This is a genomic window from Croceicoccus sp. YJ47 (assembly GCF_016745095.1).
Taxonomy (GTDB): domain Bacteria; phylum Pseudomonadota; class Alphaproteobacteria; order Sphingomonadales; family Sphingomonadaceae; genus Croceicoccus.
Genome location: NZ_CP067087.1, coordinates 959764 through 985179, shown reverse-complemented (window position 1 = coordinate 985179; position 25416 = coordinate 959764). Strand labels below are relative to the sequence as shown.

General features: G+C 62.7%; 29 protein-coding genes and 1 pseudogene. 11 read left to right on the top strand and 19 right to left on the bottom strand.

Features of this window, described 5'->3' with window-relative positions; translation table 11 throughout:
• The 6 genes from JD971_RS04775 to JD971_RS04750 all read left to right on the top strand — a co-directional run bounded on the left by JD971_RS04775 (window position 1) and on the right by JD971_RS04750 (window position 5490).
• The gene (locus JD971_RS04775) at window positions 1–753 is read left to right on the top strand and encodes an SDR family NAD(P)-dependent oxidoreductase (protein WP_202086310.1); all 753 of its coding nucleotides are present in this window, start codon (window positions 1–3) and stop codon (window positions 751–753) included.
• Between the two features lie 60 nt (window positions 754–813).
• Window positions 814–2358: a peptide chain release factor 3 gene (locus JD971_RS04770; protein WP_202086309.1), complete on the top strand. Its 1545-nt coding sequence runs from the start codon at window positions 814–816 to the stop codon at window positions 2356–2358.
• A 7-nt stretch (window positions 2359–2365) separates the two neighbouring features.
• Window positions 2366–3061, top strand: a complete 696-nt coding sequence (locus tag JD971_RS04765) for an endonuclease/exonuclease/phosphatase family protein (protein WP_202086308.1) — start codon at window positions 2366–2368, stop codon at window positions 3059–3061.
• A gap of 188 nt (window positions 3062–3249) precedes the next feature.
• Window positions 3250–3588 (top strand): P-II family nitrogen regulator, encoded by a 339-nt coding sequence (locus JD971_RS04760; protein WP_202086306.1) that lies wholly within the window; start codon window positions 3250–3252, stop codon window positions 3586–3588.
• 17 nt (window positions 3589–3605) lie between these two features.
• Window positions 3606–4943, top strand: coding sequence for an ammonium transporter (locus JD971_RS04755; protein ID WP_202086304.1), 1338 nt, complete (start codon window positions 3606–3608; stop codon window positions 4941–4943).
• Between the two features lie 208 nt (window positions 4944–5151).
• Entirely contained in the window at window positions 5152–5490 is a 339-nt protein-coding gene (locus JD971_RS04750; RefSeq protein WP_202086303.1) for a P-II family nitrogen regulator, read from the top strand.
• Between the two features lie 10 nt (window positions 5491–5500).
• On the opposite strand, the gene JD971_RS04745 is transcribed toward JD971_RS04750, so the two are convergent.
• Together JD971_RS04745 and JD971_RS04740 are read right to left on the bottom strand one after the other, a co-directional pair.
• A complete protein-coding gene (locus JD971_RS04745) occupies window positions 5501–5944 on the bottom strand; it encodes a TIGR01244 family sulfur transferase (protein WP_202086301.1) in 444 nt (147 codons plus the stop codon).
• Window positions 5941–6744, bottom strand: coding sequence for a TerC family protein (locus JD971_RS04740; RefSeq protein ID WP_202086299.1), 804 nt, complete (start codon window positions 6742–6744; stop codon window positions 5941–5943). Before JD971_RS04740 ends, JD971_RS04745 begins: the two co-directional genes overlap by 4 nt.
• A 263-nt stretch (window positions 6745–7007) precedes the next feature.
• On the opposite strand from JD971_RS04740, the gene JD971_RS16920 reads away from it, so the two are divergent.
• The 5 genes from JD971_RS16920 to queC all read left to right on the top strand — a co-directional run bounded on the left by JD971_RS16920 (window position 7008) and on the right by queC (window position 11701).
• Window positions 7008–7793 (top strand): cold-shock protein, encoded by a 786-nt coding sequence (locus JD971_RS16920; RefSeq protein WP_202086297.1) that lies wholly within the window; start codon window positions 7008–7010, stop codon window positions 7791–7793.
• Between the two features lie 167 nt (window positions 7794–7960).
• A complete protein-coding gene (locus JD971_RS04730; protein ID WP_202086295.1) occupies window positions 7961–9139 on the top strand; it encodes an aspartate aminotransferase family protein in 1179 nt (392 codons plus the stop codon).
• Complete coding sequence (gene argF, locus JD971_RS04725; protein WP_202086292.1) at window positions 9136–10065, top strand: ornithine carbamoyltransferase; 930 nt, start codon at window positions 9136–9138, stop codon at window positions 10063–10065. Before JD971_RS04730 ends, argF begins: the two co-directional genes overlap by 4 nt.
• An 11-nt stretch (window positions 10066–10076) precedes the next feature.
• Window positions 10077–10964 (top strand): Hsp33 family molecular chaperone HslO, encoded by an 888-nt coding sequence (locus tag JD971_RS04720; protein ID WP_202087356.1) that lies wholly within the window; start codon window positions 10077–10079, stop codon window positions 10962–10964.
• 44 nt (window positions 10965–11008) lie between these two features.
• The gene (gene queC / locus JD971_RS04715) at window positions 11009–11701 is read left to right on the top strand and encodes a 7-cyano-7-deazaguanine synthase QueC (protein ID WP_202086289.1); all 693 of its coding nucleotides are present in this window, start codon (window positions 11009–11011) and stop codon (window positions 11699–11701) included.
• A gap of 60 nt (window positions 11702–11761) precedes the next feature.
• Here the strand turns inward: queC and JD971_RS04710 are convergent.
• From JD971_RS04710 to JD971_RS04630, 17 genes and pseudogenes are all read right to left on the bottom strand, one after another.
• A pseudogene (locus JD971_RS04710) lies at window positions 11762–12877 on the bottom strand (OmpA family protein).
• A 204-nt stretch (window positions 12878–13081) separates the two neighbouring features.
• On the bottom strand, window positions 13082–13504 hold the full coding sequence (locus JD971_RS04705; protein ID WP_236672272.1) for a DUF2793 domain-containing protein: 423 nt from the start codon (window positions 13502–13504) through the stop codon (window positions 13082–13084).
• A 69-nt stretch (window positions 13505–13573) separates the two neighbouring features.
• Entirely contained in the window at window positions 13574–15355 is a 1782-nt protein-coding gene (locus JD971_RS04700; protein WP_202086280.1) for a phage tail protein, read from the bottom strand.
• Between the two features lie 424 nt (window positions 15356–15779).
• Window positions 15780–16178, bottom strand: a complete 399-nt coding sequence (locus tag JD971_RS04695) for a C40 family peptidase (protein WP_202086278.1) — start codon at window positions 16176–16178, stop codon at window positions 15780–15782.
• Complete coding sequence (locus JD971_RS04690) at window positions 16175–16996, bottom strand: DUF2163 domain-containing protein (protein WP_202086276.1); 822 nt, start codon at window positions 16994–16996, stop codon at window positions 16175–16177. Before JD971_RS04690 ends, JD971_RS04695 begins: the two co-directional genes overlap by 4 nt.
• Window positions 16993–19341 carry a DUF2460 domain-containing protein gene (locus tag JD971_RS04685; RefSeq protein ID WP_202086275.1) on the bottom strand — a complete coding sequence of 783 codons (2349 nt, stop codon included), beginning with the start codon at window positions 19339–19341 and terminating at the stop codon, window positions 16993–16995. Before JD971_RS04685 ends, JD971_RS04690 begins: the two co-directional genes overlap by 4 nt.
• Before the next feature lie 19 nt (window positions 19342–19360).
• Window positions 19361–19927, bottom strand: a complete 567-nt coding sequence (locus JD971_RS04680) for a tail tape measure protein (RefSeq protein WP_202086273.1) — start codon at window positions 19925–19927, stop codon at window positions 19361–19363.
• Window positions 19920–20135: a phage tail assembly chaperone gene (locus JD971_RS04675; protein ID WP_202086271.1), complete on the bottom strand. Its 216-nt coding sequence runs from the start codon at window positions 20133–20135 to the stop codon at window positions 19920–19922. Before JD971_RS04675 ends, JD971_RS04680 begins: the two co-directional genes overlap by 8 nt.
• Window positions 20132–20452 carry a gene transfer agent family protein gene (locus JD971_RS04670; RefSeq protein ID WP_202086269.1) on the bottom strand — a complete coding sequence of 107 codons (321 nt, stop codon included), beginning with the start codon at window positions 20450–20452 and terminating at the stop codon, window positions 20132–20134. The genes JD971_RS04675 and JD971_RS04670 overlap by 4 nt, the downstream gene beginning before the upstream one ends.
• Window positions 20449–20862, bottom strand: coding sequence for a phage tail tube protein (locus JD971_RS04665; RefSeq protein WP_202086266.1), 414 nt, complete (start codon window positions 20860–20862; stop codon window positions 20449–20451). The genes JD971_RS04670 and JD971_RS04665 overlap by 4 nt, the downstream gene beginning before the upstream one ends.
• Window positions 20863–20886: 24 nt before the next feature.
• Window positions 20887–21276, bottom strand: coding sequence for a DUF3168 domain-containing protein (locus JD971_RS04660; RefSeq protein WP_202086264.1), 390 nt, complete (start codon window positions 21274–21276; stop codon window positions 20887–20889).
• Window positions 21266–21442: a hypothetical protein gene (locus JD971_RS04655; RefSeq protein WP_202086262.1), complete on the bottom strand. Its 177-nt coding sequence runs from the start codon at window positions 21440–21442 to the stop codon at window positions 21266–21268. Before JD971_RS04655 ends, JD971_RS04660 begins: the two co-directional genes overlap by 11 nt.
• Window positions 21439–22002, bottom strand: a complete 564-nt coding sequence (locus JD971_RS04650; RefSeq protein ID WP_202086261.1) for a head-tail connector protein — start codon at window positions 22000–22002, stop codon at window positions 21439–21441. Before JD971_RS04650 ends, JD971_RS04655 begins: the two co-directional genes overlap by 4 nt.
• Before the next feature lie 145 nt (window positions 22003–22147).
• Entirely contained in the window at window positions 22148–23287 is a 1140-nt protein-coding gene (locus tag JD971_RS04645) for a phage major capsid protein (protein ID WP_202086260.1), read from the bottom strand.
• A 143-nt stretch (window positions 23288–23430) separates the two neighbouring features.
• Complete coding sequence (locus tag JD971_RS04640) at window positions 23431–23868, bottom strand: HK97 family phage prohead protease (RefSeq protein WP_202087354.1); 438 nt, start codon at window positions 23866–23868, stop codon at window positions 23431–23433.
• 50 nt (window positions 23869–23918) lie between these two features.
• A complete protein-coding gene (locus JD971_RS04635; protein WP_202086258.1) occupies window positions 23919–24227 on the bottom strand; it encodes a DUF6127 family protein in 309 nt (102 codons plus the stop codon).
• Window positions 24224–25411 (bottom strand): phage portal protein, encoded by a 1188-nt coding sequence (locus JD971_RS04630; RefSeq protein WP_202086257.1) that lies wholly within the window; start codon window positions 25409–25411, stop codon window positions 24224–24226. Before JD971_RS04630 ends, JD971_RS04635 begins: the two co-directional genes overlap by 4 nt.
• Between the last annotated feature and the right edge of the window lie 5 nt (window positions 25412–25416).

Below are 25416 nucleotides of genomic sequence, written 5' to 3'. Positions count from 1 at the left end.
ATGGCAAGAACGGTTCTGATCACGGGCGCGACGGCGGGCATTGGCGAGGCTGCGGCCCGCGCGTTCGCAGGCGCAGGCTGGCAGGTCATCGCGACCGGGCGGCGGCAGGAACGGCTCGACGCGCTGGCGCAGGATCTGGGCGAGGCGGTGCTGCCGCTGGCCTTCGACATTCGCGATGCGGCGGCGCGCGATGCCGCCATCAAGGGTTTGCCCGAGCGATTCGCAGGGATCGATCTGCTCATCAACAATGCCGGGCTGGCGCTGGGTTCGGGTCCGGCGGTCGAGGCGGATCTGTCCGACTGGCACACGATGATCGAGACCAACGTGACCGCGCTGGTCGGGTTGACGCACCGGCTGCTGCCGCTGCTGATCGAACGCAAGGGCGCGATCATCAACCTGTCGAGCGTGGCGGGCACATACCCCTATCCGGGCGGGAACGTCTATGGCGGGACGAAGGCGTTCGTGACGCAATTCTCGCTCGGCCTGCGCGCCGATCTGCATGGGACCGGCGTGCGCGTCACCAATATCGAGCCGGGCATGGTGGATACCGAGTTCACCTTCGTGCGCAATGGCGGCGACCGGGAGGCGGCCGATGCGTTCTATCGCGGGGCGGACCCGATGACGGGCGGCGATATTGCCGAAACCATGCTGTGGGTGGCGCAGCTGCCGCCGCATCTCAATATCAACCGGCTCGAACTGATGCCCGTTACGCAGAGCTTCAACGGTTTTAACGTGGCCCGCGACGAGGGCTGAGACCGGCGGGCGCGATACGCGATATTGCTACCATGCGCCCGCGCCCCTAAAGCGCGGGGCATGACAGCCATTCCGCAGCGGCGTACATTCGCCATCATCTCCCACCCCGACGCGGGCAAGACCACGCTGACCGAGAAGCTGCTGCTTACAGGCGGCGCAATCCACCTGGTAAGCGAGGTCAAGGCCCGCGGGCAGGCGCGGCGTGCCCGCTCCGACTGGATGAAGATCGAGCAGCAGCGCGGCATTTCGGTCACAAGCTCGGTCATGACGTTCGAGCGGACGGATGCGGACGGCAATGTCATCACCTTCAACCTGCTCGACACGCCGGGGCATGAAGATTTTTCCGAGGACACCTATCGCACGCTGACCGCCGTCGATTCCGCCATCATGGTGATCGACGCCGCGAAAGGCATCGAGCCGCAGACCCGCAAGCTGTTCGAGGTGTGCCGGCTTCGCTCGGTGCCGATCATCACCTTCGTCAACAAGGTGGACCGCGAAGGGCGCGAACCGTTCGAACTGCTCGATGAAGTGGCCGACATGCTCGCGCTCGACGTGTGTCCGATGAGCTGGCCTATCGGCACCGGCGGCCGGTTCGAAGGCGTGCTCGATTTCGCGAGCGGGAAAGCCGCGCGTCCCGAGGGTCCGTCGAAGGAATTCCTCGGCAAGCGGGACGCCGATCCCGAAATGCCCGAGGAATTCGCGGAGCAGGCGGAGCTGGCGCAGATCGGCTACCCCGAATTCGATATCGACGCCTATCGCGGCGGCGACCTGACGCCGGTCTATTTCGGGTCGGCGCTCAAGAATTTCGGCGTGACCGAACTGATCGAGGCGATCAGCGCATTCGCCCCGCCGCCCCGGCCCCAGCCGACCGAGGCGGGCGAGGTGGCCCCCACCTGCGATGAGGTTTCGGGCTTTATCTTCAAGGTGCAGGCGAACATGGACCGGCAACACCGCGACCGCATCGCGTTCATGCGGATGGTGTCGGGCACGTTCAAGCGCGGCATGAAACTGACGCCGAGCGGGCTTGGCAAGCCGATCGCGGTGCATTCGCCCATCATGTTCTTCGCGCAGGATCGCGAGATTGCCGACGCCGCCTTTCCGGGCGACATCATCGGCATTCCCAATCACGGCACGTTGCGCGTGGGCGATACGCTGTCGGAGAAGAACGACATCCGTTTCACCGGCCTGCCCAATTTCGCGCCCGAAATCCTGCGCCGCGTGATCCTGAAGGATCCGACCAAGACGAAGCAATTGCGAAAGGCGCTCGACGATCTTTCGGAGGAAGGCGTGATCCAGGTGTTCTACCCCGAGCTGGGCGGGCAATGGATCATCGGCGTGGTCGGGCAATTGCAGCTCGAGGTGCTCGTGTCCCGGCTGGAGGCGGAATACAAGGTCGAGGCGATGCTGGAGCCGGCGCCGTTCGACACCGCGCGCTGGATCCGCGGCGATGAAAAGGCGCTGGACGCGTTCGAGAAATACAACCGCGCCAATCTGGCGAAGGACCGCGATGGCGATTTCGTGTTCATGGCGAAATCGGCGTGGGATGTCGGCTATCAGCAGGAACGCAATCCCGATCTGACCTTTTCCGCTACGAAGGAGCGTTAGGCCAGCCGTGCAGTTGAAATTCGCCAGCTACAACATCCACAAGGCGGTCGGGCTGGACCGGCGCCGTGATCCGGATCGCATTCTGGCGGTGCTGCACGAGATCGACGCGGATATCATCGCGCTTCAGGAATGCGACCGGCGTTTCGGTACGCGCGAAAGCGTGCTGCCGCGCGCGCGGGTCGAGGATTCGCCCTATCGCCCCGTCCCGCTCGATACCCGGCCGCTGTCGATGGGCTGGCACGGCAATGGCTTTCTCGTGCGGAAAGGCGTGGAGGTGATCGAGGCCGCCACGATCGCCCTGCCCACGCTGGAGCCGCGCGGCGCGATCAGGCTCGATGCGGTGATCGATGGGCAGCGCGTTCGGGTGGTGGGCATGCATCTCGACCTGTCGGGCCTGCGCCGGAGGCATCAGGCCGAGGCCGTGCTCAGCCATCTCGGCGGGTGTGAGGAATGCCCGACCGTGTTGATGGGCGACACCAATGAGTGGGCCGGGCGCGGCGGGGTATTCCGCGTGTTCGACGACGACTGGACCGTGCTCGACAGCGGGCGCAGCTTTCCCGCGCGCCGCCCGCTTGCCCGGCTCGACCGGATCATCGCATCGTCCGAGTGGGATTGCGTGGACACGGGGGTGCATCACTCCGCGCTCGCCTCGCGCGCATCGGATCATCTGCCGGTGTGGGCGCGGCTCAACTGTCAGGGGTGACGCTTCACCTGCCTAAAAAATGGGCAGCCGATGCGCCTTGCCCAAATGAGAGGCGCCCGGTTTAACCATTCCTTTACCGCCATTTTACGCAACACCCTGTTTTCGCGGCAAAGTCCGTTACTGGCACGCGCCTTGCTATGTGCTGGGCAGCCGGCGACGGGCCGGTCGAGCAATCGAGGGGGATAGGCGTGAAATTCATCATTGCCATCATCAAGCCGTTCAAGCTGGACGAAGTGCGTGAAGCGCTGAGCGGCATCGGCGTCGCCGGCATGACCGTGTCGGAGGTGAAGGGGTTCGGTCGTCAGAAAGGGCAGACCGAGATTTACCGCGGTGCGGAATATTCGACCAACATGCTTCCGAAGGTGAAGCTGGAAATTGCGGCAGCCGATTCGCTCGCGCCGCAGATCGTCGAAACGATTCAGCAGGTCGCAAGCACCGATTCCATCGGCGATGGCAAGCTCTTCGTCCTCGACCTTGCCGCCGCCACGCGCATCCGCACGGGCGAATCCGGCGACACCGCGCTTTGAAACAGGGGGTTTCGAACATGTATCGCATCTATGCAAAACTGGGCGCAGCCGGGATCGCTGCGGCCGCCGTGGCCGCGCCGCTCGTCGCCTTTGCCCAGCAGGGCAGCACCGAGGCGGTCGATGCCGTCGCCGTGGGCGGGGGCACCGCCTATATCCTCAACACCTTGCTGTTCCTGATCGGCGGGTTCCTCGTCATGTGGATGGCGGCGGGTTTCGCCATGCTCGAAGCCGGCCTCGTCCGCACGAAGAACGTGTCGATGCAGTGCCTCAAGAACATCGCGCTCTATGCGATTGCCGGGATCATGTTCTGGTTCATCGGCTACAACATCGCCTATCCGGGCGATTTCAACGGCTATTTCGGTCTTTCGGGGATCATCTACCCGATGCAGGGCGTCGGTGAGGCCGATGTCGAAACCGGCTATTCGGTCGCATCGGACTGGTTCTTCCAGATGGTATTCTGCGCCACGACCGCGTCGATCGTTTCGGGCACGCTGGCCGAACGGATCAAGCTGTGGCCGTTCCTGCTGTTTACCGTGATCCTGACCGGCATCATCTATCCCACCGTCGTGAGCTGGGAATGGGGCGCAGGCTTCCTTGACCAGATGGGCTTCTCCGATTTCGCCGGCTCGACGCTGGTGCACTCCACCGGGGGCTGGGCGGCACTGACCGGGGCGTTGATCCTGGGTGCGCGGCTTGGGCGATATGGCGCCGATGGCAAGGTCATGGTCTTCCCCGGCACGAACATTCCGCTGGCGACGCTCGGCACCTTCATCCTGTGGCTCGGCTGGTTCGGGTTCAACGGCGCATCGCAGCTCGCCATGGGAACGGTCGGCGACGTGTCCGACGTGTCGAAGATCTTCGTGAACACCAACATGTCGGCCTGCGCCGGGGTGGTTACCGCGATCGTCCTGACGCAGATCCTTTACAAGAAAGTCGATGTGACCATGGCGCTCAACGGTGCGCTGGCGGGTCTGGTGTCGATCACGGCCGAACCGCTCACGCCGAGCGTGCCAGCCGCGCTCTTCATCGGTGCCATCGGCGGCGCGCTCGTGGTGGCGGTGGTTCCGCTGCTCGACAAATTGAAGATCGACGATGTCGTCGGCGCCATCCCCGTCCACCTTTGTGCGGGCATCTGGGGCACGCTGATCGTTCCTCTGACCAATGGCGATGTGCCGTTCATGGCGCAGCTGATCGGCGTGGTCGCCACCGGCGTGTTCGTCTCGATCGCCAGCGCCATCGTCTGGTTCGCGCTGAAGTTCACCATCGGCCTGCGCCCGACCGAAGAGGAAGAGATGCTCGGCCTCGACCGTGTCGAGGTGGGTGTCGATGCCTATCCGGAGTTCGTCAATCGCTGAGGCGCGTTGACATCCTTCTTGGCGGGGCGGGGCTTTCTCCTCTCCTCACCCCTCTCCGCCTCCACGCGTTCCTCCTGCGAACGCAACTCGGGCCGGAAGCATCACGCTTCCGGCCTCTTTTTTCGCATATCATGGAGGGGTTGCGATATTGGCGCCGCGCCGTCAGAACCGGTGTCCCGCATCCAAGGCCAGGCAAAAGGCGCAGACCATGAAATATATCATCGCCATCATAAAGCCGCACAAGCTGGAAGAGGTGCGGTCCGCGCTTGCCGACCTTGGCATTGCCGGCATGACCGTGAGCGAGGTGAAGGGCTTTAGCCGGCAGAAGGGCCAGACCGAAATCTATCGCGGCGCCGAATATGCGGTCAACATGGTGCCGAAGGTCAAGCTGGAGATCGCGACCGACGACATGCTCGGCGAGCGGGCGGTCGAAACGATACAGTCCGTCGCCAGCACGCAGGCGATCGGCGACGGCAAGATCTTCGTCTTCGATCTCGTCGAGGCGGTTCGGATTCGCACGAACGAGACGGGCAGCAACGCCCTTTAGCTCAAGTCCGTCAGCTTTCCGCCCGACCGGCCGACAGCATGTCGATCATCTGACGGATGGGGGACACGTCATATCCGGCCTGCGCGGCCTTCGATGCGATCACCGCCGGCGGATCGCCCCGTTTCGCGGCGGCAAGCGCCCACAACATCGTCGAACGCGTGCCCGACCGGCAATAGGCCAGCACCGGCCCGTTGGCATCCTGTACGGCGGCCAGCATGGCATCTACCTGTCCCTGTCCGATACCGGCGTGGGTGACGGGGATCGCGACATAGCTCAGGCCGGCGGCGCGGGCCTGGGCTGCGATGGTGTCGCCTTCGGGCTGATCCGCATCCTCGCCATCGGGGCGATTGTTGACGATGGCGGTAATGCCAAGCTTGGCGGCTGCGGCGATATCGTCTGCCGAAATCTGCGGGCTTGCGTAAAAACGGTCGTCGATCTTGCGAAACTGGGTCATGCGGTTTCCTGTTTGGCGGCGCTGTTTTTGAGGCGGCGATTGCGCTGGGCCATGTTCAGCACCTCGACCGCGACTGAAAAACCCATGGCCGCATAGATGTAACCCTTCGGCACGTGAAACCCGAAACCATCGGCGATGAGCACCAGCCCGATCATCACGAGGAAGGACAAGGCGAGCATCACGAGTGTCGGATTGTTTTCGATAAAGCGCGCAAGCGGATCCGCCGCCACGAGCATGATGCCGACGGTGATGACCACGGCCGTCACCATGATGGGAATTTCATCGGTCATGCCGACCGCGGTCAGGATCGAATCAATGGAAAACACCACATCGAGCGCGATGATCTGAACGATGGCGGCGGTGAACGTAAGCTCGGCCGCGCCCTTCGTCTTGTCCAGCAGGTCCCCCGAATTGTCCTCGGGCTCCATGCTGTGGTGAATTTCCTTGGTCGCTTTCCAGAGGAGAAACAGCCCGCCCGCCAGGAGGATGAGGTCGCGGCCCGAAAACGCGGTTTCGAATGTGGGCTGTCCATGCGGGCCGGGCGCGCCGCGAAGGCCGAGATCGAAAAGCGGGGTTTGCAAGGTCACCAGCCAGCCGATGAGCATGAGCAGGCCGATTCGCATGACGAGCGCGAGGATAAGACCGATGCGGCGGGCCTTCTGCTGTTGCCCGGCCGGCAGCTTGTTCGACAAAATCGCGATAAAAACGAGGTTGTCGATGCCGAGCACGACCTCGAGCACGATCAGCGTCAGCAGGGCCGCCCACGCGGACGGATCGGCGAGAAGAGAAAGGATATCCACCGCTTGCCCCTGCCAAGATGCGACGGTTTCCGCAAGGCGGTGATGGCACGCGCGCAACGAAAATTTCGCATGCCGGCGCCGTGCTGCACGAGGATTGCCGATCCCGTGCGCAAATCATTCGCTATTGGTTCCAAAATGATTTATGAAAAAGAATGTCAGTGGGAATCCCTCATTAAAGATGCGGGGTCCGATCGCATGGCGTGCCCCGTCCGCTCGCCATGGGATAATAGGCTTAGGGCGCGATTTGGGAATGTTTTCGGTTTATGGGTTTTGATAAAGGTCGGCGCGGCAGGGGTCGCGACAAGCGCGAAGGTTTTGGCGAAGACAGCTACGACCCGTTCTCGCAGGGCGGCGGTTTCGGGGGAGACCGCGGCGGCTTTGGCCATGATCGCGGGAGCGGTTTCGGCCAGGATCGCGGCTATGGCGATCGCGGCGGCTTTGGCAATGACCGCGGCGGGTTCGGCAACGACCGCGGCGGCCCCGGTGGCGGCGGTGGCGGTTTCCGCGGCGGCGGCGCTGGTGGCGGTGGCGGTGGCGGCCGCATGCCGGCGCAGGTGGTCGGCACGGGCCGGGGCACGGTAAAATTCTTCAACTCGCAAAAAGGTTTTGGCTTCATCCAGCGCGATGATGGCGGCGAAGATGTGTTCATCCACATCAGCGCGGTCGAGCGTGCCGGCCTTGAAGGGTTGGGCGAAGGACAGGAGCTCGAATTCAATCTCGTCGATCGCGGCGGCAAGGTTTCGGCCGCTGATATCCAGGTCGTCGGCGACATTGTCCCGCCGAGCGCGGGCGGTCCGGCCAAGCGCGAAGCGCCGCAGCGCGAGCTGACCGGCGAAAAGGCGACGGGCACCGTCAAGTTCTTCAATTCGATGAAGGGCTTCGGCTTCATCACCCGCGACGATGGCGCGGCGGATGCGTTCGTACACATCAGCGCTGTGGAACGGTCTGGTCTGCGTGAGCTGAACGAAGGCGACCGGGTGGAATTCGACCTCGAAGTCGACCGACGGGGCAAGCATTCGGCCGTCAATCTGGTCCCCGTGCAGGGTTGATTGAAAGCGCTTGCGTGCAGGGTTTGACCCCGCGCTTGCGACAATCTAGAGAGTTGCAGATGGCGGCACCGGCAGGTGTCGCCATTTGTCGTTTCTGAAATTGTCGGACTCGATGCGGGTCCGGCATCGGAATACAAGCCAGCAGTATCATACAAGGAAGCCATGTCATGTCGATCACCCCGTTGATGCCCGTCTATCCGCGCTGCGACGTGCGTCCGGTGCGTGGTGACAATTGCCATCTGGTTTCGGAGGATGGCCGGCGCTTCCTCGATTTTGCCAGCGGCATCGCGGTGAACCTCCTCGGCCACTCCCATCCCGGACTGATTGGCGCGATACAGAAGCAGGCCGATACCTTGATGCACGTGTCAAACCTGTACGGCAGCCCGCAAGGGGAACGCCTCGCCAGGCAGTTGGTCGACGCGACCTTTGCGGATACGGTGTTCTTCACCAATTCCGGTGCCGAGGCGGTCGAAACGGCCATGAAGACGGCACGCGCCTACCACCAGTCGGAAGGTTCCGCCGAAAAATTCGAGATCATCACCTTCGATATGGCATTCCACGGGCGGACGATGGCCACGATCAGTGCGTCGAATCAGGAAAAAATGCACAAGGGATTCCAGCCGCTCTTGCCCGGCTTCCGCTACGTCGAATTCAACGATCTCGACGCTGCGAAGGCGGCGGTCGGGCCACATACGGCCGGGTTCCTTGTCGAGCCAGTGCAGGGGGAGGGCGGTATTCGCGTCGCGGATCATGCCTTCCTGAAGGGGCTTCGCGACATTGCGGATGCGAACGACCTGATGCTCATCCTCGACGAGGTGCAGTGCGGCGTCGCGCGGACGGGATCGATGTATGCCTACGAACAATTCGGCATCGAGCCAGACATTCTTGCGACCGCAAAGGGCATCGGCGGTGGTTTCCCGCTCGGCGCATGTCTCGCGACCGAGAAGGCAGCGCGCGGCATGGTCTTCGGTACGCACGGGAGCACCTACGGCGGCAATCCGCTCGCCATGGCGGCCGGAAGTGCGGTGATGGATGTCGTCACCGACGATGCATTTCTTGTTCACGTCCGCGAGATGGGGCAGAAGCTGCGTGGACGGCTGGAGCAGTTCATCGGCAATTACCCCGAACTGTTCTGCGAGGTGCGGGGGCTGGGTCTCATGCTCGGCGTGCGGATGACCGTCGAAAGCCGTCCGTTCGTGGCGCATCTGCGCGACCATCATGGACTGCTCACCGTGGCGGCGGGTGAAAATGTCGTCCGGGTTCTGCCTCCGCTGGTCATCGAAGACGCGCATATCGATGAATTCATGGATAAGCTGTCTGCCGGCGCTTCGGATTACAAGCCGTGAGTGTTCGGCATTTCCTGGATCTGTCCGACGCAGGATCAGACGCGATCACGCGCATGATCGACGATGCGAAAACGAGGAAATCCGCCCGGACCGCCTGGGCGAAGGGGCGTCCCGATGCCGATGCGCCCTTGGCGGGGCACACGCTCGCCATGATTTTCGAGAAGAACTCGACCCGGACGCGCGTCTCCTTCGATATGGCAATGCGCCAGCTCGGCGGAACGTCGCTGATCATGGAAGCAGGAAGCATGCAACTGGGCCGCGGCGAGAGTATCGCCGATACGGCGCGCGTGCTGTCGCGGATGGTCGATGCGATCATGATCCGCACCGACGATCATGCAAAGGTTGAGGAAATGGCGCGTCACGCGACCGTTCCGGTGATCAACGGGCTCACCGATCGATCGCACCCGTGTCAGATCGTCGCGGATCTGCTGACCATCGTTGAGCATGGAAAGCCGCTCAAAGGATTGGAGCTAGCCTGGTTTGGTGACGGCAATAACGTGCTGCACTCAATCCTCGAAGCAGCGGGGCTTATGCGCTTCAATGTGCGGTGCGCCGTTCCCGACGGGTTCGCCCCGTCAGCCGAGTTCCTCGCCTTCGCCAGGGAAAGGGGTGCGCGTATCGATGTTATGACCGACGCACGCGCCGCGGCTCGGGATGCAGATATTCTTGTCACCGATACTTGGGTATCCATGGGGCAGGCGATGGCCGATGAAAAGATCGCGGCGATGCAGCCCTATCAGGTCAACGCTGAACTCATGGGCTACGCAAAGACCGATGCGGGATTTCTGCACTGTCTGCCAGCCCATGTCGGCGACGAGGTGACGCAGGACGTCTTCGAAAGCGAGCGGTCCTGGGTATGGGACGAGGCTGAAAACAGACTGCACGCACAAAAGTCGATCCTACTGTGGGCGTTGGGGCAGTTGTGACTGAAATCGAAATGCCGGAATCTGTTTTCGATTCGCTCGTCGCGTTTTCGATTCCCGATCGGGACGCTCGCGGCCGTTGTGTCCGGATGGGGCCGGTTCTGGACACAATCCTTTCGGCGCATGATTATCCGCTACCGATTCGGCACCTTCTTGCAGAAGCCCTGATCCTGACCGCTCTCATGGGGTCGCTTCTTAAAGGGGAAGGCGGTCAGCTGACCATGCAGGCACAGTCGGCGTCGGGACTGATCGACCTGCTGGTATGCGATTACCGTGATGGGGCCGTGCGCGGTTACGTCAAATACGACGCGGAAAGGCTCGCGGCGCATGGTTCGAATACGGCGCTCCGCGATCTTTTCGGTAAAGATGCGCATCTGGCGATGACGTTCGATCTGGCCGAAAAGAAGCAGCGCTATCAAGGTATCGTGCCTCTGGACGGGACCGACCTTGCTCAGGCGTGCGAGAGTTATTTCCGACAGTCGGAGCAAGTCCCGACGATCATGCGCGTGGCGGTCCGTTTCGATGGCACCCATTGCATCGCCGGCGGATTGCTGATTCAGCATTTGCCGCAGGGCGAAGAAGGCCGCGAGCGACTCCACGTGAAGATGGATCACCCGGACTGGGAACATATCGCGGTCATGGGTGGGAGCGTCCGGCATTCCGAGCTGGTCGATCCATCGCTGACGATCGAGCAGATCTTGTGGCGCCTGTTCCACGAAGAGAGCGAGATACGCATCGAGCCCATGCCCGCTTTGATGCGTGGATGTCGATGCACGGCCGAACATTACATCGACGTGCTTTCGCGCTTTCCACAAGCAGAACGGGTCGAGATGCGCGCCGATGATGGCTTGGTTCACGTCGACTGCGCGTTTTGTTCGAAGGTGTTCCGGATCGAAGTTTGACGCCCCCGCTTGCATGGCATGGTGTCGAACGGTAGCGATTTGGAATGACTGAAAACAACGGAAGTCGAAAGCCTGCGGTCGTCCTGCTGTCAGGCGGGCTAGATTCCATGGTGTCGGCGGGCATCGCGAAAGAGCGTGGCTATGCCATCAATGCTCTCACTATAGATTATAATCAGAGGCACAGGCGGGAACTGCAAAGTGCTGCGCGGATCGCCCAGTCACTGGGCGCGACCCGCCATTGTATCCTACCGTTGGATCTGAGTGTTTTTGGGGGCTCTGCGCTTACCGATGACATCGCGGTGCCAAAGGACGGCCTCGGCGATACGATCCCCGTGACCTATGTGCAGGCTCGAAACCTTGTCTTTTTGTCGCTCACCCTTGCCTGGGCGGAGACGATCGGAGCGGAGGACATTTTTATAGGCGTGAATGCTCTGGATTATTCCGGATATCCCGATTGTCGACCGGAATTTATCTCCGCGTTTCAAGACATCGCCAATCTTGCGACAAAGGCGGGGGCAGAGGGGAGCCGTTTTCGCATTCAGGCCCCCCTTCAGCACTTGGGAAAGGACGAGATCGCAGCGGAGGCATTGCGCCTTGGGCTCGACCCGGCGATGAGTTGGTCGTGTTATGACCCGCGTTCCGATGGCAGGCCGTGTGGGCTATGCGACAGTTGTCGTTTGCGGAGAGATGGATTTCGAAAGATAGGAGCCGAAGACCCTCTCGATTATCCTGATTAGAAAACGAAAAAGGGGCCGGATTTCTCCGGCCCCTTTCTTTTACCGATGGTGATCGGCTGCTTACATGCCCGAACCCGGACCGTAGGTGATTTCCACCCGGCGGTTCTGAAGTTCACGGACACCGTCCGCAGTAGGAACACGCGGGTTGGCCTCACCAAACGCCTGGCTGGTGATTGCGGTACCCGGAATGCTGCGTGCCGTGAGGTACGAGCGAACCGACTGGTTACGACGCTCCGAAAGACCCTGGTTGTACTGCACCGTACCCGAACGGTCGGTGTAGCCAGCCAGCATGATCGGAACGCGGTTGCAATTGCCATAGGCATTGATCGCGCTGTCGAGAATGGTCGCTGCTTCCGGCGTAACCTAGGCCGAATCCCAATCGAAGAACACGATATAGGGGCCGGTGTTGCATTCCGCGACCGGAGCCGGCGGCGGGGGCGGCGGGGGCGGCGGCGGGGGCGGCGGGGGCGGCGGGGGTGCGACCGGAGCCGGCGGCGGCGCCATGCCGAAGTTGAAGGTCAGCGTGCCAAGCAGCGAGTGCGAGGTGAAATCACCCGACGTGTCGCGACCAACGCTGTCGATGAAATCGGCGCCGTCAAGGTTGAAGTAACGATACTTCAGGCCGACGTCGATCGTTTCAGTCAGAGCGGCACGCACACCGGCGATTGCCTGCCATGCGAAACGCGTGTCGGAGTCGTCGAGGAAGCCGGGGCCGTTGTTGTTAAGCGTGCCGTCCACATCCAGACGACCAACGCCAGCACCGCCGCCGACGAAGCCTTGAAGGCCATCGTCATCGCCGAAATCGACCATGCCGTTCAGCATGAACGACAGCACGTCGACCGAACCGTTGGCGTCGAAAACGCCATTCACGAAGTCGTCATTGCCAAAGCTCGGGATCGAGGAATTCGATTCCAGTTCGTCAATGTCGGCCTTCTTGTAGGCGCCTTCCGCTTCGAGACGGAACATGCCGAAGTCGTAACCGACTGCGCCACCGAAATCACCGCCATATTCGAAATCGGCACTGGCCGCGTTATCAACGGCACCAATGTCGAAGTCCATGTCTTCGACGATCATCGGACCGGCATTCAGTTCGACATACCATGCATTGTCGCGGGCAAAAGCCGGCGAGGCGATGACTGTCGAGGCCATTGCCATGCCTATTACGAGTTTACGCATAAGCGTTTCCCCTTATTATCCAAACTATTGATAGAGGCCACGATGCAGCTTCTATCGTCCATTATAAACGCACGCAAGCGCCGAAGAATTGTAATGCGTTGCATTTGCGCATCACCAAGTTCTCAGGGCGGTCACTTCGACAATAGGCTTAAATTCTACCCTCACGTTATCGGGCAAAACCAACGATCTGGCGCTTCGTTCCCGTCAGGGTACATTTTCTTCCGCACCGGTCAGAATGCCCGCACGGACCATCGCTTCGCGAAGCGCGGCGACGGCGCTCCGGGCTTCGTTGTCGATAATCGAGCCACCGGTAGGCAGTTCGACTTCCTGGGCAAAAATCCATTCTCCGTCGAACCGGCGCTGCTTGCCAAGGGTGCGATCGAATACGAGCATGGCCGGGTTTGGCGCGGCGAAAAGCCACTGTCCTTGCTGACGGCACGCGATCTTTCCGTCCTGCCCCTGAAACGCTCCGCTCGCTGCATCGGCTACGATCCAGTTCTGCCCATTCTGCGGCGCTGCCGGTTCGCTGGAGGCAATTCCCTCCACCACGCATTGGATCAGGGCATCGACCCGCGAAAGCGCTTCATTGACGAAATATTCCTTTTGCGCCTGCGCGGCATAGAGCATGGGAAAGGCAAAACGCGGGGTGCTTTCATCGAATGTCACCGGGTCGGTCATGGGATATTCCTTTCAAATTCAAAGTACGGCGGGCAATGCGAGCACGAGGGGAAGCGACAACGAAACGCGTCCACGCTGTCGAATTTCGATCGTCCTGAGGGGCGCAAGCCGCTTGGCGTCGAGCGGTGAAATCAGAAGGCTGGATGTCTTGGTTTCCCAGAAAAGAGTTTCGCCCTGTGCTGTTCGCGCCGAGATTTCGTATGCCTCGCTCACCTCGTTCAAGGGTGTTTCGACCTGATTAAGCCATTGCCATCCGCCTCGTGCCCGGCGAACCCAGTTCACTAAGATCGAGCCATCGGCGAATGTTTCGGCGCGGCCATGAACGGGGACAAGCGGCCGCAGCGAAAGGCCCGCATTTTCGATCGGTGCCACCACCGGCTCCGGATCCGAATTGCCGAGTGCCACGATCGCATCTGGCACCGGGTTGTCGATTGCGGATGGTGGAAGCGGGGTCAGCCGCTCATCCAGAAGAACGAATTGTGTTCCCGGTTCGTGGTCGGCAATTTCGGCTTCGGTGCCGCCGCGGCCCCGGAGAAGTTGGTCGATCCGCCAACGCCCATCACCAAGGGCGGTCGCTTTTGCGAACTGGACGATTTCCGATCCGATTCGGGCACGATTGGCACCGTTGGCAAGCGACGCCATGTCACAATCAACAAGTGCCTGGTCGCTTGGCAGCAATTCGATGACCACGCCGCCATGCCGGTCAACGATGTGGGGGGAGGCGGCGCGTAGCCGCGTTGTCAGCGTCCCGATCACCGCGCGGCTGCGCAGCGCCGGCCGAACGTATGCGAGCGCGCCGACACCCGTTTTTTTGTAGAGTGCAGCGCCGGTCCACCCCACCGCATCGGACGATGTCGCAGCGTATCCCGTCGGTACGTCGGACGCCCCTACGCCATCCCAGGGAAGCTCGAACACAGCCAGGGATGTCGATCCGCCGATCCGGTCAACCGGCGGATTTCCCTGTCCGGTCGCGCCGGTCGGCATGTTTCCAATCTGACCGACCGTGCGAAGGGCCTCAAGCTCCAGTTCGATGCCGCTTTCCCGCCATTCCCACGAAAGAACCTGCCAGAGCCCTCGCTCACCGGGCACGATGACATGCGCGCCTGGCCGAATATCGGGATGTATCGTTGCGATCCGATAGGCCATCGTTTCGCGGCGTGCATCGCTCCGCGCGGCAATTCGGTCGGCAAGCCGTCGTGCATCGTTTGCGCGCATCGTGGCAGGAAATTCGATCGTTTGTGGCCCCTGGACCACCGTTCGGCCTCCGCTGCGTTGGAGGCCTGGCTGGTAATCGCGGTCCTTGTCATAATAGCGAAGAGCGATTTGCGTGCGGTCCGACTTTGCCGCCCGCTGACGCGAGATGCCGGTCCGCCGCCCGAAATCGTCGTCGGCGCCCATAGCGGTCGGCGGCAGGACAACAGGTGTTCGCGAACCATCGGGGGTCGTATCGACGAGAGCGAGCGTTTCATTACGGGTATCGCAGGCAAGGGGATAGGCAGTCGATAGTTCCTCGAGAAGTGCGGCGTACGAACCCGCTTCGTGACTGAATCCACTCAGTCCCGGCAATTTCACACTCACCTCTACCGAAGCACCGCCGATCATATCAATCAGCCGGATATCGCCGCCACGTTCGATGACTTCGAACGTGAGCGCTGGAATGCGGTTTCCGAATTCGGAAAGATCGAGATCCTCGAACACGACATAGGCAATGTTGCGAAAGGCTGGCGTGCGGCCGCTTCCCCGGTCGCTCGCAATAAGTGGGTCGAGCGGCTGATCCCCATATCCGCGATAGAGCCGCATGCCCCCGCCGACTTTCAGATCGCCCGCGCTGCCGCGCAGCAGATTGCCATCGGCCCAGATCCGCCCGACCGCCTCGATCGGCGCGCTCGACAGGGCGATGGCGAGCGACACCGAGTAGGAATAGCTCGTCACTCCCGGTTGTCCCTTGCTGCCGCCGGTGCTTTCCTTGCGTTCGACGAGGTCGGTCGCCCAGATGATCGTTCCGGCAGTGCGCACCGTGCCGAAAATGCGCGACAGCGGCTGGCCATAGCTCGACATCGTGACCGAAAGGTCCTTGAGCCTCGGCCCCTCCCGCGAAGGCGTGCCGATGATCGCCTGATCGACGGACCGCCCGGCCAAAGCCCCAAGCGCCCCACCCAGCGGACCGCCAAGAGCCGTGCCGACGGCCGTCAGTACCAATGTAGCCATCTTTCGTTCTCCTTCGTTATCGGGAAAGGCGCCAACGATGGGCTATGCGCCACCCCTGATCGATCGGGACGGCAACGATCCTGCGCAAACCTGCGTGCGCGTGAATGAAATCAGGGCCAAAGCCGCGGATTGCCACGTGGGGCTGCATGCGATGAACCCAGGCCAGAACGACGTCGCCCGGCGTGTCTCCGTCCGCGGGCCTTAATCCGCATTTCTCCGCATAGCCGAGATAGCATTCGACATCGTCGTTTCGCAGCCTGTACCCCACGGGCAGTTGCGCCGCCCTTCCGACCGCCGAAAGCGAGGCGTGGAGCAGCCCGATGCAATCGAGCCCGGTGGCCGGATCGCGCCCGTGAATACGAAACGGGGCGTCCAAAAACTGCATCGCGGCATGCGCAAGCTGTTCGCCGATCACGATCCCGGGACCGGATAGCGCGTGAGCAGATCGTTACCTGGAAGAAACGGCTCGCCCCGAAAATTGATGGCGTTGCCAAATCTTTCGGCGCAGGTTTCGAGCCGATGATCACAGCCTTCGCGCAAAAGCGCGCGTGCCCCCGGGCCGATGTCGTCCGGGATGTCGGGGTCAAGCAAAAGCCTGCCACCATCGACGGCGATGACCCGATGAACGACTCTTACCGCATTGCCATCCAGCCATCGCAGTGTGCCATCGAGAAAGTCCGCGGCGGTCAACTGGCCGGATATGGAAACGGAATTCTGGCTGCTATCGACCGCCACGATCTTTGTTTCGTGGCTATGACGTGCACTCGAAAGATTGCAGCCAGGACCGCAGAAAAGCGCCCGACATGTCGGACTTGTCCGCGGGATGGGATCGATCGCCAAACGGGCCTTGCTCGATGTCAGTTCGGCCTCGAATGCTTCCCCATCGCGCGCAACCCGCCCGATCATGCCGGAAAAGAGAATTTCGTGTTCCAGATTTTCCCAATCGACGATCCCGATTTCGACCCTGGCATCGTCGTAACGGCCAGCGACGAGATCGCTGCCAGTGATCGCCCGGTGATCGAGTGCGCCCTGAACTTCGGCACTGTCCGGGTCGAGTTGCGCGGTCATGCGGATTGCCGATGGCACCATACCGGGCGCGCTACGGTGTCGAATATCGTCGATGAGAAGATCCCGGTCATGCGAGGTGAAGCCCAGCGTCACCCCGTCACGACGATAGACACGCCAATAGCTCGCGACCGTTTCCAGCTCGCCGGAAAACCAGTGACGCGTCATACCGCCTCCCGCAATTCGATGAGCGGCACGCTGGGCGCTTCACCGGCTGCAAAGACCGCGCTATTGACCTCGATCCGGTCTTCGGCGAACCGGACCGGAACGTCGAAAAGAAATCCGGCGCGCACATCGGCATTCCGCGGTGCTGGCTTGTCCAGGCGTATGACGCCAAGGTGATCGAGCGTCCACGCATCGGTTTCGACCCCGTCAACGCTGACCATGACAGTGCCCGGATCCGGCCGGGTGATGCGGCGGATCTGAGCATCACTTCCCACGCCGTAATGCTTTACAAGTTCGAAACGCGTGCGGACCCCATCGCCGATACCCAGAAGCTGATCATACGGCGTCGGCGTACCCGACATTGCCATGGAACTGAAGTCGTTGGGATCGCGCAGGCGAAATCCGCGCGCCGCACCCCGCCGCGCCCGGAAGAACGACAGGAGGACGCCGAGTTCGTGCTCCGAGCGAATGCCCGGTCCCACGTCGAATTTCAGACGCGCATCGGACCACAAGGTATTGCGATGCTCGTGGCCCGAAGCAGTCACGACGATGCTGGTCGAAAATTCCGGCATCACGGCTGTGCCGTTGCCAAGTGCGAGAGGGTAAGGAATATCGTCGAAGGCTTTCATGTCATCTTTCCCTTCGTCATCGTCAGGCCCGCTACCCGTGTGGCGAACGTAACCATCGCGCATCACCTGCGGCGACGCCCATACGAAGCGGCGGGGCACGCCGCGTTTGGCCGCTTCGTCCAGCCCTTCGTCGATGAGCGGCCACATGCGCGACGCATCGCGTGCGAGGAGGACGAAGCCCGAGAGGTAATCCTGCAAGGATTTGGGATATTTAAGCCGTGCATCCGTTTCGGCGTATGCTTCTTCCCGCAGATTGGCACGCCCGGCAGTGAGCCAGTCATAATCCTCGAGCTGGAGCCGGTCGAAAGCCGGGTAGGCCCACCCGACGGGGAGGTTCGCACGCCGGGCCTCGGGCATCGCCGGGTCCAGCACGGTCGGCAAGAACGCCAGGAGCCGCAGATCGATTGCGCCCCCCGCCTCGTCGCGCACAGCCTCCCCCAAAGCTTTCGTGGATGCGGAAAGCACTGCGCCTGCCGTGTCGAGAAGCTGTTTCTGGGCCTGATTCAGCGGAGCGGTCAGCGTGTCGATGCGGGGTGGATTCCCCCCGAAACGAGCCACCGCCGCATCGTCATATAGACAGATCCGCCCGTCCGAAAACATCCACCACCACGGTTCACCGATCTGAAACCGAACGGGAACTCTGGCCCGTTTCATGAGGTCGGCAGCCGCGCTGCCGACCCGCTGAAGATAGTTCATCGCCTCATCGTTGGCCGGCGACAAAAGCGATGAGGGCGGCTCCCAGCCGGTCTGCGCCGGATTGCCATCCGCGTCGCGCTGCTGCCATTCTGGTGGACAATGCATGGCCAGCAGTTCGTAAGACAGCGATGCGATCGGTTCGAATCCGGTCCGCCGACATTCGGCGAAAAAAGCCAGATGCCAGGCGGCGGCGGCATTGTTGAACGCCGCAGCCTGATCATCCACCCGATATTGCGCATCTCCTGCTGCGACGAGCCGGAAATAATGGCTCATTCCCATGTAGTGGACGATTTCCCCGCGATAGCCGAGAGCCCGGATATTCCGGATCAGGCGCGCCGGTGTCTGGGTGCCGCTATCGTCGAAGGCGGTGCACATGCCGATGCCGTGGGGCGGGACCATCACGTCACCGATTTCCAGAACGGCGTTTGCGCCATCCACCGTAATATCGCTGATCTCGACAAAGCTTTCGACCGCGCCCGGCAGATCACCACCCACAGGATCGTATCCGGGCGGAACCAGCGAGAAAAAAAGCCGGTCGATATCTGCGCAATGTACGGGATCGGCCTCCGCAGGAAGCAGAAATCCCCCGTCGAGATCGGAAAAATCGAGCGTGATGCGCGCGTCCTGCGGCGTGCCCTGCGCATAGTTCCAGAGGCGCACATACCACGCGCGAGGCTGGCCGCCGGCGTCGCGCCCCTCGATCGTCAGCGTCGGCCCGTTGATCGCGTCCAGCGGCATGATCCCGGCCGAGCGCCAGCGAAACGAAAGTTTCAGCCGCCGGTAATCCCGGTTCGTGATATAGGCGGTCAGCGGATGATCGATCGTATCCACGCTGTCCCAGATCAGGCCGGCGAGGTCGTCGGCCCGGTAGAATGTGCAATCGACGCGCAGGGCATCGACAGCGGTCGTCGTCACCGCCGCCATCATCGGGCGCGGAAAATTTACCGTCCAGAAACGGGGATCGAAACGCTGAATATAGTCGGTTTCCTGCCCCTTGCGGTTCTTCGCGAGCCAATAAGCCACAATGGCCCCCTTTCTTTCATTATGTCAGCAAAGCCCGGCGCACTGCGCTTGCCACCTGTCGGCTGGAGCGCTGCAGGCTTTGTGCGGAATTGCCGCCCGGCGGGGTCACGAGATTGATCGACACGCGCACATCGCGCGCCGGCGCGGAGGCTGTGCCGGTTTCGACCCGGCCTGCGCTGGTCGGCACGAAGAGTTCGGGACCGCGCTCACCCACAAGATATGGCATGTTGGGCGACACGTTGCCCCCCGTCGCCCGCCCCGGCAGGCCGAGCACGGCGCCCAGAAGGCCCGTTCCGATCCCGAGCAATCCGCCGCCGCCCCCGCCGGAAATCTGATCGAGACCGGTGCGAAGGGCACGCCCGGCAATATCGTCGAGAACCCGCATCGCGGTGCGTTTCAGATCCTCGAAACCGAGATTGCCGGTCCGGATCGCACCGAGAAGACTGCGTTCGAGCACGCTTCCCGCCCGGTCGAAACCTGCGGTCAGCGTGGTGTCGAAATCGGCGCGCATCTTGGCGATGTCGCTGGCGAAACCTTGCGTGCTGGCCCGCACGTCGATCAGCATGGTATCGAGTTCTTCATCCATTGTCGCGCTCCATCATCCGTTGCATCTCATCGCGCGCAAGCGGCTCTACCGCGCCCGTTTCGGGGCTGCGCATCGCGGTCAGGATGCAGGCCAGTTCGGCCGGCGTCGTTTCCCAGAATTCGGCCGGTCGCCAGCCGAGCAACATGGCGCAATGACCACACAGCCGTTCCGCGACCGAGGCGAATGTTCCCTCCCGCGCGCTGCTCATCCGCTGCCCTGGAGAATCTGTGCGAGGATCGCGCGAAGCGGGGCGGCACTTGCGGCAAGCCCCTGCGCGGCGATGGCCTCGCCGACGTCCTCGCGCCCGATATCGCCGCGATCGGCGAGGCAATGCCAGAACAGCGCCGTCATCTCGGCCAGCTTCAGCCGGCCATCGCCCGCACGCTCGACAAGCTCGAACAGCGGGCCGAGCTCGTCCTCGGCTGCGACGAGAGCGTTGAAGCTCGGACGCAGGCGACGCTTGCGACCGGCAATCTCGATCGCTGCCTCGCCGCGCGCGGCATTGGCCGTCTCGCCGGGCGTCATGCCGGCACCGCGACGACAGGTCCGCTGCTTTCGAGCGAGACGGTATAATTACGCTCGCCGTTGAAATCGCCGGCGTAATCGAGCCGCTGAACCAGGAACCGGCCCTGCATGCGCGCGCCATCCTCGAAGCTCAGTTCGTAATCGTCGATGGTGCCGGCGAGAACGTGGTCCCGCATGGCGTTTTCTGCCTCGCTTCCCAGGAAAATGCCGGCGGCGCTGACCGAAACCTGTCGCACGCCTGCACCCGAAAGCAATTCGCGCCAGCCGCCCGACAGCTTGCTGGTGATGACAACTGCGTCGCTGGTGATCGACATCTGCGTCGTGCGCAGGCCGGCGACGGTGCGATAGCTTCCCGGACTTTCGGCATTGCGAATCTTCAGCAGGAATGCGCTGCCTTTTTGTGCAGTCATGGGGTGTTCTCCATTTGGAAAGGGTCAGTGCGCCAGAAGGCGGAAACGATATTCGAAAAGAATGGCGCGGACGGCGGGGCGGCGCTGCTCCGTACGGGCGCGGAGGAAATGCGCGCTCACGATGGTGAAGCCGTCCTGCTCTTCCGAAATATCCTCGATCGCTTTTTCGATGCGCCGGACGAGCAGCGCCGCTGTCGCGGGATCGTCGCCGCGGCATTGCAGTTCCACCGCGACGCGAATTTCGCGCCCGCGCCCGGTCTTGTGGCTCCAGTCGGTGCTGGCGCTCGTGGTGATGGCGAGCCAGGGAAGGCTCGCCCGTGCGGGCGCCTCCTCCGTGATCGAGTTCAGCTCGCTGGACAGGACCGGATTGTCGGCAAAAGCGTTGAGCATCACGCTGCGCAATTCAATTTCCATCGGAACTCTCCCGATCTTGGAAGGCAAGGTCCGGCCACAGCCAGTCAGCGCGGCGCCAGCGTTCCTCTGGCGGCACGCGGCGGCCAGTCTTGCGGCGCACACGCGCCCGGTTCAGGCCCGCCGAAACAAGGCGCGCCGTATCGAAGATGATGTCGGCGCGGATCATATGAGACGCATCCGGCGCCACGGGTGCCACAAAGCGGTCACGGCCATCGGCGGAGCGGGCGTGCCGTCGCCTGTATCCCGGGCGCGATGGTGATGCGCTGCAAGCCGCAGGACACCCTGGCGCAACGCATCCGGCAGCGCGTTCCATCCCGGGGCCATCCCGGCGGTGAAATGCACAGCCACGCGGCGCGCGCCATGGGCGTCCATGATACGGAACCGTCCCGTTCCATCGGCATCCAGTTCCATGGCGCAGGAATCGGATGGAAGCAGGGCGCGAACCCCGTCCGGAGAAACGGTTTCGATGGATGCGATGCGCTGCACCGGCCGTGTGGACAATGTCTGCCACTGTCCGGGCGCGGTTTCTGTCCGGGTGGGCCAGATCTCTTCGCAATAGGCCTCGATCGGGCGCAGGCCGGTATAGCTTTCGCAAATATCGAGCGCAGCGTGGAGCAGGGCGGTCAGCAGCGCATCCTCGCGCGTGGTGTTGATGCCCAGCCATTGCTTCAGTTCGGCAAGGGCCGAGGCCGGCAATGGCACGGGCGCGATGATGGCGCGCTTCATGATGGGCAGCCTTTCGTGTCGGGTGGGGCAAAAAAATGCGCCCGTGCCTTGGCGTTCGGGCCAGGCACGGGCGCATCAGTTCGGAATGCGCGAAGGGGACACACACGCATCCCGGCAGAAGCGAGAGCTTCCGACAGGGTCCGGATTACGCCTCGATGCGAAGCAGCTTGATCGCTTCGGAATCGAGCACCTGCCCGCCGATCCGCTTCGTCGCGTAGAAGTGGACGAAGGGCTTGTGCGTGAACGGATCACGCAGGATCGCGGTCGCCGAGCGTTCGGCGATCAGGTATCCCGCGCGGAAATTGCCGAACGCGATCGGGCATTCGCCAGCCGCAATATCGGGCATGTCCTCCGCCTCCACGATCGGATAGCCGAGCAGCCGGTCCGGCTGACCCTCGACCATGCCGGGCTGCCACAGGAAGGCGCCGTCGGTCGTCTTCAGCTTGCGCACAGCCGCCATCGTGGACGAATTCATGACCCAGCTCGCCCCCTGGCGATGCGAAGCCTTGAGCGTATGCACGAGATCGATGAGTCGTGCTTCGGGTTCCGAATCGAAACCGATATCGTCACCCGATCCGATATATTGCAGCGCGCCGAAGCCGCGCGCCGCATCGTCGAGCGTGGACAGAGGCGAATTGAGGAAGCCCGAAGGCTGATCGACGCCGGTGCCCGAAACGAAGGCGCTGCCCTCGGCCCGTGCAAACTCCGCCGCGATCTCTCCGGCGAGCCACATTTCGAGATCGAAACCGGCATCGTCCAGCATGGCCTGACTCGCAGCAGGGTTGGCGAAAAGCTCGCCGGTCGGCGGAGCGATTTCATGGAACGCCGGCGTCGAGGTTTCGGGCCGTGCCGCGGTTTCGCTGACCCAGCCGGAGGCGGTGCCCCCCGCCGTGATCAGCTTGCGATAGCCGGCCGTGCCGGTCTGCACGACCTGCGCGATCTGGCGGATCGGGCTGATATTGGAAAGCGTCCGGGCGATCATGGCGTCGATTTCGCGCGGCACGGCATAGCCGCCATCACCCGGCACCATGCCCGACATGCTCTTCAGCTCGGTTTCACGGCCGCTGCGCAGATAGCCGTCCACGAACCCTTCGACCTCTGCGGTCCGGGCGGGCTGCCCTCCGTCAAGCACGGGGCGCGCGGCGGCCCGGCTCACCTTGTCGAGCCGGTTGCGGATTTCGTCGACATCGGTGCGCAGCGTCTTGATCTTGTCATCGGCGGCGTCCTGACGGGCGACGATGTCGAAGGAAGCGTCGAGGCTTTCCGTCTTGTATTCCATATCCATGGGGCAAATAACCTTTCGCACGTGAAAAAGGCCGCCTTTGAGGGCGGCCGTTCGGGGTGCCGCTCGCGAGCGGGCGGGCGGCATGGGCATCGCTTGCTTGGCGAAGCGAATGGGAAAAATCGGGCTGCGGTCGCAGCGGTCGGTCAGGTCACGAAATGCACACGGGCGCCGTGCTGCATGGGCCGGGTCACGAGGCTGACCTCGAAAAGATCGACGGCCTGCAACTCGCGTCCTTCGCCGCCATCGTCGAGCCGGGTGGTCGACGATGCGCCGGTCCGATAGCCGAATGACAAGCCGGAGAGGGATCCTTTGCGAAGCAGTTTCGCGGCCATGCTGTCGGCATTGTCGATCCGCGCCACGACCCGCAGACCGCGATCGTCCTCGGTAATTCTCTCGACCCATCCGATGCGCTGGTCGGGCCGATGCTGCCACAGAAGCGGCACGGCCTCGCCGCTCAGCCTGCGTTGCGCGAGGCTGCGCGAAAAGGCCCCCCTGCGGATGACATCGCGTCCGGCATCGGGCGTATCGAAGAGCGCGGCATAGCCTGCAAAGCGGATTGCGCCGAAATCGTCCGTCGGCATGCGGGTCAGCGCCGGCGGGAGCGCTGAGGCATCAATTGCGGTTTCCAGTCTCATCGAAAAATCTCCCCCGCGCCGAGACGCATGGCAATGGCGAACAGCAGCAGGGCAAGAATCCCGCGCACCGTCCATTCGATCACGGCCTTCCACGCGCTGCGCTTTGCATCGCGCCAGGCCCGCAGCAATTCGCGCAATTCGGCGAGGTCGCCATGCGCGGTCGCATCGTCGAGACCCATGCGGGTCAACACGCGCGCCGCGCCAAGCTCGCTCGCCTCTTCCACGACGGCGCGCATCGTCACCAAGTCGCCGCCTGTGTCCTCTGCCTGCGCGATGAGCCGGGCAAGCATGTCTTCACGGTTCATTTGGTGTCGTCCTTTCCGGGCTTGCCGCTCTCTCCCGCCGGTTCGCGCGGCGGCAGGCCCAGCATCGCGCGCTTCTCATCCTCGCTCAGGAAATCGGCGTCGTTGACCTGGCTCCACAGCTTCTCCCGGTCTTCGGAAAGCGCCGGCACGCGGTCGAGATCGACCCGCAGCGTAACCTCCGGCCACCAGGCGACGAGCGCCTCGTTCAACGCATCGAGGATCTTCTTGGCCAACGGCAACAGGGTCAGCCGCCACAGCGCGCGATTGGCCTCGCGATAGTTGGAGTAGGTGTTGTCCCCCGGAAGCCCGAGCAGCATAGGAGGCACGCCGAATGCCAGTGCAATATCGCGCGCAGCCGACGATTTCAGCGTGGCGAAATCCATATAGGCCGGCGACATCGACAGGCTCTGCCATTTCAGCCCACCTTCGAGCAGCATGGGCCGCCCGGCATTGCCGCTGCCCTGAAATGCACTGGCGAGTTCCGCCTTCAACCGCTCGAACTGTTCGGAGGTGAGCGTCGACCCGTCCCCCGCATCGTAAACCATCGCGCCGGAGGGACGCGCCGCGTTTTCGAGCAGCATCCGGTTCCACCGCGCCGCCGCATTGTGAATGGCGACCGATTGATGCGCCGCCGAAAGGCTGCCTGCGCCGTAATGATCGTCGCCGGGGTGGAACGTGCGGATATGCACGACATTGGGATGCTGCGTGTCATCCTCCACCGGGAGCGTCACGAGATTTTCCCCCACGCGATAACGCCACGACCGGGGCCAGCCATCCGGGCCGGGATCCACAGTCATGCGTTCAGGCCGCAGCGCGAACAGTTCGCAAGGTGTGCCGGTGGCATCCTTGATGATCTGCACATAGCCATTGCCATGGAGCAGAACCTGCGCAGCCAGCGTTTCGAGCAGCGATTGCCCCGCACTCGTCGCAGCGACAAGTTTCATCACCGTCTCGTCGGTCTGCGCCAGCGGGGTGCTTGCCACCCCTTCGGCCACCATGCGCACGGCGCGCTGCGCCACCGGATTGTCCAGGAACGCAGAGCTTACCGAGTTGCGGTATTCGTAAGGCGCAGCCCCCGGCCCCGCGTCGGCGAACAGCCAAGGCGAAGCGAAGGGCGGCGCCAGGGGCGGACGCGCGGCCGGGGCGGCCTTGAAGGCCGCGCCCAGCGTTTCGAGAAATGACATAAAAG

Coding starts and splice junctions, on each gene's coding strand:
- JD971_RS04775 (WP_202086310.1), top strand. CDS start 1: ATGGCAAGAACGGTTCTGATCACGGGCGCGACGGCGGGCATTGGCGAG.
- JD971_RS04770 (WP_202086309.1), top strand. CDS start 814: ATGACAGCCATTCCGCAGCGGCGTACATTCGCCATCATCTCCCACCCC.
- JD971_RS04755 (WP_202086304.1), top strand. CDS start 3,606: ATGTATCGCATCTATGCAAAACTGGGCGCAGCCGGGATCGCTGCGGCC.
- JD971_RS04750 (WP_202086303.1), top strand. CDS start 5,152: ATGAAATATATCATCGCCATCATAAAGCCGCACAAGCTGGAAGAGGTG.
- JD971_RS04745 (WP_202086301.1), bottom strand. CDS start 5,944: ATGACCCAGTTTCGCAAGATCGACGACCGTTTTTACGCAAGCCCGCAG.
- JD971_RS16920 (WP_202086297.1), top strand. CDS start 7,008: ATGGGTTTTGATAAAGGTCGGCGCGGCAGGGGTCGCGACAAGCGCGAA.
- JD971_RS04730 (WP_202086295.1), top strand. CDS start 7,961: ATGTCGATCACCCCGTTGATGCCCGTCTATCCGCGCTGCGACGTGCGT.
- JD971_RS04720 (WP_202087356.1), top strand. CDS start 10,077: ATGCCGGAATCTGTTTTCGATTCGCTCGTCGCGTTTTCGATTCCCGAT.
- queC (WP_202086289.1), top strand. CDS start 11,009: ATGACTGAAAACAACGGAAGTCGAAAGCCTGCGGTCGTCCTGCTGTCA.
- JD971_RS04705 (WP_236672272.1), bottom strand. CDS start 13,504: ATGCTCTATGCCGCGCAGGCGCAAAAGGAATATTTCGTCAATGAAGCG.
- JD971_RS04700 (WP_202086280.1), bottom strand. CDS start 15,355: ATGCGGCTCTATCGCGGATATGGGGATCAGCCGCTCGACCCACTTATT.
- JD971_RS04690 (WP_202086276.1), bottom strand. CDS start 16,996: ATGACGCGTCACTGGTTTTCCGGCGAGCTGGAAACGGTCGCGAGCTAT.
- JD971_RS04680 (WP_202086273.1), bottom strand. CDS start 19,927: ATGGATGAAGAACTCGATACCATGCTGATCGACGTGCGGGCCAGCACG.
- JD971_RS04675 (WP_202086271.1), bottom strand. CDS start 20,135: ATGAGCAGCGCGCGGGAGGGAACATTCGCCTCGGTCGCGGAACGGCTG.
- JD971_RS04670 (WP_202086269.1), bottom strand. CDS start 20,452: ATGACGCCCGGCGAGACGGCCAATGCCGCGCGCGGCGAGGCAGCGATC.
- JD971_RS04665 (WP_202086266.1), bottom strand. CDS start 20,862: ATGACTGCACAAAAAGGCAGCGCATTCCTGCTGAAGATTCGCAATGCC.
- JD971_RS04660 (WP_202086264.1), bottom strand. CDS start 21,276: ATGGAAATTGAATTGCGCAGCGTGATGCTCAACGCTTTTGCCGACAAT.
- JD971_RS04655 (WP_202086262.1), bottom strand. CDS start 21,442: ATGATCCGCGCCGACATCATCTTCGATACGGCGCGCCTTGTTTCGGCG.
- JD971_RS04650 (WP_202086261.1), bottom strand. CDS start 22,002: ATGAAGCGCGCCATCATCGCGCCCGTGCCATTGCCGGCCTCGGCCCTT.
- JD971_RS04645 (WP_202086260.1), bottom strand. CDS start 23,287: ATGGATATGGAATACAAGACGGAAAGCCTCGACGCTTCCTTCGACATC.
- JD971_RS04640 (WP_202087354.1), bottom strand. CDS start 23,868: ATGCCGACGGACGATTTCGGCGCAATCCGCTTTGCAGGCTATGCCGCG.
- JD971_RS04635 (WP_202086258.1), bottom strand. CDS start 24,227: ATGAACCGTGAAGACATGCTTGCCCGGCTCATCGCGCAGGCAGAGGAC.
- JD971_RS04630 (WP_202086257.1), bottom strand. CDS start 25,411: ATGTCATTTCTCGAAACGCTGGGCGCGGCCTTCAAGGCCGCCCCGGCC.